General features: G+C 59.8%; 7 protein-coding genes. 6 read left to right on the top strand and 1 reads right to left on the bottom strand.

The genetic code is table 11. From position 1 onward, the window contains the following. Nucleotides 1-60: 60 nt before the first annotated feature. Genes ABW043_RS01335 through arsH form a run of 5 tightly spaced genes read left to right on the top strand, consistent with a single transcriptional unit; the run spans nucleotide 61 to nucleotide 2,786 of the window. On the top strand, nucleotides 61-408 hold the full coding sequence (locus ABW043_RS01335; protein ID WP_353919445.1) for an ArsR/SmtB family transcription factor: 348 nt from the start codon (nucleotides 61-63) through the stop codon (nucleotides 406-408). Further along, nucleotides 405-929, top strand: coding sequence for an arsenate reductase ArsC (locus ABW043_RS01330; RefSeq protein ID WP_353919444.1), 525 nt, complete (start codon nucleotides 405-407; stop codon nucleotides 927-929). Before ABW043_RS01335 ends, ABW043_RS01330 begins: the two co-directional genes overlap by 4 nt. Nucleotides 930-933: 4 nt before the next feature. After that, the gene (locus ABW043_RS01325) at nucleotides 934-1,632 is read left to right on the top strand and encodes an aquaporin (protein WP_353919443.1); all 699 of its coding nucleotides are present in this window, start codon (nucleotides 934-936) and stop codon (nucleotides 1,630-1,632) included. Nucleotides 1,633-1,635: 3 nt separating this feature from the next. Further along, entirely contained in the window at nucleotides 1,636-2,052 is a 417-nt protein-coding gene (gene arsC, locus ABW043_RS01320; RefSeq protein ID WP_353919442.1) for an arsenate reductase (glutaredoxin), read from the top strand. Next, the gene (gene arsH / locus ABW043_RS01315; protein WP_353919441.1) at nucleotides 2,049-2,786 is read left to right on the top strand and encodes an arsenical resistance protein ArsH; all 738 of its coding nucleotides are present in this window, start codon (nucleotides 2,049-2,051) and stop codon (nucleotides 2,784-2,786) included. The genes arsC and arsH overlap by 4 nt, the downstream gene beginning before the upstream one ends. A gap of 586 nt (nucleotides 2,787-3,372) precedes the next feature. On the opposite strand, the gene ABW043_RS01310 is transcribed toward arsH, so the two are convergent. Further along, nucleotides 3,373-6,078: a bifunctional acetate--CoA ligase family protein/GNAT family N-acetyltransferase gene (locus ABW043_RS01310; protein WP_353919440.1), complete on the bottom strand. Its 2,706-nt coding sequence runs from the start codon at nucleotides 6,076-6,078 to the stop codon at nucleotides 3,373-3,375. A gap of 180 nt (nucleotides 6,079-6,258) precedes the next feature. Here ABW043_RS01310 and ABW043_RS01305 point away from each other — a divergent pair. After that, nucleotides 6,259-7,314, top strand: a 1,056-nt coding sequence (locus tag ABW043_RS01305; RefSeq protein WP_353919439.1) for a PHA/PHB synthase family protein, incomplete at its 3' end; no start/stop codon positions are given.

Raw genomic sequence — 7,314 nt, 5'->3', positions numbered from 1 at the left:
CCGGCTTTTGGATCGGCACCCTCGGCTTGCATAATTCAATAATCCTTGTAATATTTGATCATGAATAGCAAAGACGCCGTGACCCGCCTTGCCGCGCTGGCCCATGACCAGCGGCTCGCCATCTTCCGCCTGCTGGTGCGGGAGGGCCCCAACGGCCTGCCCGCTGGTGACATTGCCGGCGCAGTTGGCGCCACACCGACGGGTGCATCCTTTCATCTCAAGGAGTTGGACCGCGCCGGACTCATCCATGCCACGCGTGTGGGGCGTTACATCCGATACGCGGTTCACTTCGAGGGGATGCGGCAGCTCCTGAGCTTTCTTACCGAGGACTGCTGCCAGGGCAACCCGGAGCTTTGCGGTTCGACAATCAAAAAAGCGCGCAAGCTGTGTAAGGGAGAAACGAAATGAAGCGAGACCGACCCTACAACGTGCTCTTTCTCTGCACAGGGAATTCCGCCCGCTCCATCATTGGCGAGGCCATCATCAACCGCGTCGGCGTAGGCAAATTCAAAGGCTACAGCGCAGGCAGCATGCCCAAGGGCGAAGTCCATCCGCTGACCATCAACCTGCTCAACAGGCTCAACTACGACACCAGCACCATGCGGTCGAAGTCTTGGGAAGAGTTCACCGCGCCGGGTGCGCCGGAGTTGGATTTCGTTTTCACGGTTTGTGACAACGCCGCCAACGAGGTCTGCCCATTCTGGCCGGGACAGCCGATGACGGCTCATTGGGGAGTCCCCGACCCCGTCGGAGTCCAGGGCACGGACGTGGAACGGGCGCTCGCCTTTGCCGACACCTACCGCATGCTCAACAACCGGATCAGCATCTTCACCAGCCTGCCGCTGTCATCGCTGGATGAACTGAGCCTGCAGAGGCAGCTCGACGACATCGGACGCTCCAAAGTCGACAGCACCCGCGAGAAGGCCTGAGCCTGTGGCACCTTATACCGTTGCCCAACGCGTCGCGGCCGAGTTTCTCGGCACGGCGCTGTTATTGGCCACCGTGATCGGTTCCGGCATCATGAGCGCTAAGCTTTCGGCCGGAAACGACGCGCTGGCGCTGCTCGGCAATACGTTGCCCACGGGCGCCATTCTCGTGGTGTTGATCACGGTGTTCGGGCCTGTTTCCGGTGCACATTTCAATCCAGCCGTTTCAGGGGTGTTTTGGCTGCGGGGCGAGAGCAGCTCCCGGCTCACTCTCTTCTACGTTATGGCGCAGATCTGCGGCGGCCTTGTCGGGGTCGCCGCTGCGCACATGATGTTCGACCTGCCGCTGGTACAGGTGGCGACCAAAATGAGGACGGGCACGGGCCAATGGTTTGCGGAGGGCGTCGCCACCTTCGGCCTGCTGTTCACCATCCTCGGCACGCTGCAGGCAAGGCCCAAGTCGGTGGCCGTCAACGTGGGGCTTTACATAACCGCCGCGTACTGGTTCACGGCGTCAACCTCGTTCGCCAATCCAGCCGTCACCATCGCCCGCGCATTCTCCGACACCTTCGCTGGTATTCGCATGACGGACGTCGTGCCTTTCATCATCGCGCAGCTGGTCGGCGCGTTGATCGCCATGCTGTTGGCGGGCTGGTTGTTTCGGCCCGCGCTTCAGAAGCAAATTAAGACTGTGTGCGCGGAGTAAATCTTGACCATCATTATCTATCATAACCCCGCCTGCGGCACGTCGCGGAACACGTTGGCGATGATCCGCCAAAGCGGCGAGGAACCTGAGGTCATAGAGTACCTGAAGACGCCGCCGTCGCGCGCAACCCTAGTGGACCTGCTGACGCGCATGGGCATCCGTCCGCGCGAACTGCTCCGGCAGAAGGGCACGCCCTACGCCGAGCTTGATCTGGGCAATGTCAAGAAGACCGATGATGAGCTGATCGATTCGATGATGGAGCACCCCATCCTTATCAACCGGCCGATCGTTGTGACGCCGCTTGGCGTGAAGCTGTGCCGGCCGTCCGAGGTGGTGTTGGATCTTCTCTCCAACACTGACATCGGCGACTTCACGAAGGAAGACGGCGAAGTGGTGCCGGCAAGGAAGAAAGCCCGATGAGCAAGAACGGTACGACCGAGCTTCACAACGTCGCCCCCGAGCACCTGCACATTCCGGCTGGCGACAAGCTGGCGGCGACAGCCGCGCATAAGCCGCGCATCCTGCTGCTATATGGCTCGCTGCGCGCGCGGTCCTATAGCCGCTTCCTCGCCATGGAAGCCGCGCGACTTCTGGAGCACTTCGGCGCCGAGACCAGGATCTACGACCCACATGGCCTGCCGCTGCCGGATGACGCGGCAGAGACCCACCCCAAGGTGCAAGAGTTGCGCGAGCTTGCGGCCTGGTCGGAGGGTCAGGTCTGGTGCTCGCCGGAACGCCACGGCGCGATGAGCGGAGTGATGAAGTCGCTGATCGACTGGATTCCGTTGTCCACCGGCGCTGTCCGCCCGACCCAGGGCAAGACGCTAGCGGTGATGCAGGTCAGCGGCGGCTCTCAGTCCTTCAACGCCTTGAACCAGATGCGGGTGCTCGGCCGCTGGATGCGAATGATCACCATTCCCAACCAGTCCTCTGTCGCCAAGGCCTTCAACGAATTCGACGACGACGGGCGCATGAGGCCGTCCGCCTACTACGACCGCGTGGTTGACGTCATGGAGGAGCTGGTAAAGTTCACGCTGCTCACTCGCGACCGCGCGGACTACCTCGTGGACCGCTACAGCGAACGGAAAGAAAGCGCCGAGGAACTTTCTCGGCGCGTGAACCTGAAATCGTCTGTGGGTGACACGCCCCGCTAATTTGCCGAATGCAACCGCCTCATGAGCCCTGGGCGGTTGAGACGTGAGCGTAAAAATCAACGATTCCGTTTGTGCATCAGATCGAAACCACAGTCGATCTCGATCTTGCACAGAGCGATCGCCTCATCCCTGGTTCCGATCATTTCCCCTAGCGCGACCCTACCGTAAGGCTGCCTGCGATAGACAATCCAGCGCCATTGAACCGGGCTTCCAGCCATTTCCTTAACGTCGAACTCGATGCCTCGATGGTCCAAAGAGCCGCCTGGGTATACCACGTGACCGACTTGGAGCGTGGGAACATCAGGTTACAATAGTAATTCGCCGTAGTTGTTCCGCGGTGCTGACGCGGCAAGATGGTCAGAGCAGAAACGAAACTTCGGGGCGGGCACGATGTTGACTGACCATACGGCTCTCCGCGGCCGGTCTATCAGATCCCTCAGGCCTCCTAGGCGCCCGAGGGGCCTTTTCTATGGATCCCGGCAGCCCGATGCCTCCCGCTTTGCCACTAGTGGTGACGCGTACGGAATTTTAAGGCCGCACAGTCCGCTGGCGGAAACAGAGAGATGAATATCGATTTCTAGACTGTCTAAGACGGGCTCGCATGAGCCGTGTCGCCTTGGGGCAACCAGACAACTTCGCGAACAGAGGGATCGTCCGGGACCATGCGCAACTCGAAGCCGAGTTCGTCTGCCATCGTGAGCATCTGCCGGTTGTCGACGTGGACAAGTCCAAATACCTCCGTCACCCCTTCGGAACGCGCGTAGCTCATCAGCGCGTTCATGAGGTGCCGGCCAAGACCTTGGCTATGCAGATCGGATCTGATGAGCACACCGAATTCACCTCGGGTCCGGTCAGGTTCCAGAATGAGGCGTGAGACACCGAGCAGCTCGCCAGAGTCTTTCTTTATCGCAACAAATGCCATTTCTCTTGCGTAGTCGATCTGGGTCAGCTTGGCCAAGAACGAGTGAGGAAACGCGCTCCGGCCCGTGAAGAAACGTAGGCGGATGTCGTCCGGTGATATGCGCGCGAAAAATGGTCCGTAACGCGGTTCGTCGTCTGGCCGGACCGGACGCAGTGTGATCTCGCCAATGCCGTCAACCGCGATCGCCTTTTGCAACTCCGAGGGATAGGGCCGGATAGCGAGTTCCTGTCTTGGGCTGATCCGCTCATCAGCAAGCTTGAGACGGGCATCGATCGCGATCACGCCGTGCTCGTCAGCCAACAGCGGATTGATATCCAATTCGCGGATTTCAGGGTGACGTATAATGAGGTCGCTCACGCGTACCAGCACATCCGCGACTGCGTGAACGTCGGTCGCGGGCCGGTCGCGATATCCGGCCAGCAAGCGAGAGATGCGAGTCTCGGTGATCATCTGGCGGGCGAGAAGGGTATCGAGCGGCGGCAAGGCCAGGGCACTGTCGCCAATGACTTCAACGGCGACGCCGCCGGCGCCGAACAACATCATCGGGCCAAATGTCTGATCGACGCTCATACCGACGATGAGTTCGAGTGCATTTGGTCTGCTGACCATAGGCTCAACGGTAAATCCATCGATGCGCGCGTTTGGCAGCTTGGTCTTCACGTGCGCAAGCATTTCCACGGCCGCCTGTTCCGCGGATGAGGCGCTCTCGAGGCCGAGGCGTACACCGCCGACATCGGATTTGTGCGAGATTTCGGGGGAGACGATCTTGAGTGCGCAAGCCTGCGCCTGTTCCAGCACGTTGGAGGCGATGGAGCGGACCTCGACGGAGTCCCTTGCGAATACGGCCTTGTTGGTTGAAATACCGTAGGCAGCGAGTATCGCCTTCGTTTCGAGTGCTGACGCTACGGTTCGCCCGGCTCTGAGGATACGCTGAATTTCCCTATCCGCGTCTTCCGTACGGTACGTCCGCTCGTCTGCGGCGACGGGCGGTGTCTGCATCAGCTCGTTTTGAGCTCGCGCATAGTCGACCAACTGCATGAAGCCGGTGACTGCTTCCGACGTCGTCGCGAAGGTCGGGATATCGTTTGCTGTGAATAGCTCGCGCGGTTCCTTTGCAACAGCCTCGCCGAGCCAACACGTGATGACGGGCTTCGCTGCCCCCTTGCCGTCACGGCGGCTCAGGTCAATCTCGTTGATCACTGCAGTCGCTGCATCGCGTGCCGATATGGTCGCGGTCGGACAGTGCAGAACGAGAACGGCATCGGACTGCGGATCTTGGAGAAGCTCGTGAAGCGCGTCGGTGTACCGCTTTGCAGTGGCGTCGCCGATGATGTCGACGGGATTGCCGTGCGACCAAATTGGCGGAAGGACCTTGTCGAGCGCCGACGTCGTCTTCGCATCGAGCGTTGCCAGAACGCCATTGGCATCCTGCAATTCGTCGGCTGCGAGGACGCCGGCTCCGCCGCCGTTCGTCAGGATTGCCAGTCGTTCGCCGGCGAGCTTTGGTGCGTGGGCGAGGATTTCGGCGGCCGCGAAAAGTTCGTCGAGCGTTCTGACCCGCAGCAAACCCGAACGGCGGAACGCTGCATCATAGGAGGCATCTGATCCAGCCAATGCGCCGGTATGCGAAAGAGCGGCGCGGGCTCCCCCAGTGTGGCGCCCGCTCTTGACGACGACGACGGGCTTCAGTCTCGCAGCACGGCGGGCGGCAGAAAGAAACTTGGACGCGTGGGTAACGGCTTCGACGTAGAGCAGAATGGCGCGGCTCGACCCGTCGGTCGCGAGATAGTCGAGCATATCGCCAAGGTCGATGTCTGCCATTTCTCCGAGCGACACCACGTGCGAGAAGCCGATTTCACGAGCGGCTGCCCAGTCGATAACTGCCGTAATCAGCGCACCAGATTGAGATACGAAAGCGAGATCACCGGTTAGCGGAGCGCGATGTGCGAAGCTCGCCTTGAGACCTATCCGTGGAACCATAAGTCCGATGCAGTTCGGTCCGAGGATGCGCAGGCAGAAGGGACGAGCCGCCTCGAGCATCTCCTTCGACCTTGGACCGAGGCCCGCCGTCAGCACGACAGCAGCGCGTGTTCCTTTGCGGCCGAGGTCGGCGATAATGCCAGGCACCGCGGCGGGTGGCGCAGCGACGATCGCCGCGCCAGGCGCCTCGGGGAGGTCATTCACCGAGCCGTAGCAGTGGCGGCCCTCGAGTTCGGAGTGATTTGGATTAACCAGGCGGACCTCGCCAGCAAAGCTTCCTGCTAATAGATTGCGCATCACCGTTAGCCCCACCGAGCCTGGCTTCGAGCTGGCGCCAATCAATGCGACTGATTCTGGAGCCATCAGGTGAGCGAGGTTTCGTATGGTCATCCTTTTCCTCGCTAGTCGCGCGCGCCCACCTACGACTTTCTTAGCTGGTACGATCGACCAGCGGCTGATCTGGATCAACCCTGAATGCCTCGTCGAGGCCTTTTTGACTTTGGTCAATTCCAACGGTGCTGGACGTCTCTATTCGATATTGTGGTTGAGGATCAGTCTGGAAAAGATGCCGTGCTGACCAAAGTAGAGGACGGCGCATTTGAGTTAGGCCCTGATTTGCGCTGCGTTCACGCAGGCGAGCGCACGACCAAATCTGACGATGGCGCCGCAGAAGGGGTGCGTGCCTACGATCAAGATGCATTCTATCAAAAACTGGACCGCTATTTGCACTATCTGCTGGCGCGAACGACGGCTGGCGTATCTCCCGCAGCGTGCGCCAATGCTTACTTCGATTGGGCCATTCACTTGGCAACCTCTCCGGGGCGTCAACTCGAGCTTTTTGGCGAAGCTGTTCATCAATGGACTCGGTTGGCGGACTATGCAAAAGCTGCGGCGTTGTCGGGGCCTGATGCGGCTCCATGCGTTCTGTCACGGGCGAATGACAAACGCTTTCGCTCCGAGCGCTGGAATGAGTTTCCCTTCAACCTCTATGCCCAATCGTTTCTTCTCTGGGAGGAGTGGTGGCATTCCGCGGTTACAGGCGTGCGCGGGGTGGAAAGGCAGAATGCCGAGCGTCTCGACTTCATTACGAGACAGACGCTCGACGTCTTTGCTCCGACGAATTTTCCGCTGACCAACCCGGATGTCCTCGTCCGTACTCGGGCAGAAACGGGATCGAATCTCGTTCGTGGTCTATGGAATTTTTTTGAAGATCTTGATCGGCTTCGAAACCGGGAGGGGCCAGAAGGCGTCGAAAATTTCAAGGTCGGCGAAACGATCGCAGTCACGCCCGGAAAAGTTATCTTTCGCAATCACCTGATTGAACTCATCCAATATGCGCCGACGACACCGGAAGTACATCCCGAGCCAGTCCTCATCATTCCCGCCTGGATCATGAAATTTTACATCCTGGATCTCAGGCCGGAAAACTCGTTGGTTAAGTATCTCACTGATCAAGGCTTCACCGTGTTCATGGTTTCCTGGCGTAACCCGGGGGCCGAGGATCGCGATACGAGCTTCGAAGATTATCGCCGTCTGGGCGTGATGGCCGCGATCGACGCAGTGAGCAACGTTGCTGGCGGACAAAAAATTCACGCAGCCGGCTATTGCCTCGGCGGAACGCTGCTG

The sequence above is a fragment of the Devosia sp. genome (genome assembly GCF_040509215.1).
In the GTDB taxonomy this organism is placed as follows: domain Bacteria; phylum Pseudomonadota; class Alphaproteobacteria; order Rhizobiales; family Devosiaceae; genus Devosia.
This window is presented reverse-complemented; position numbering and strand designations above follow the sequence as displayed.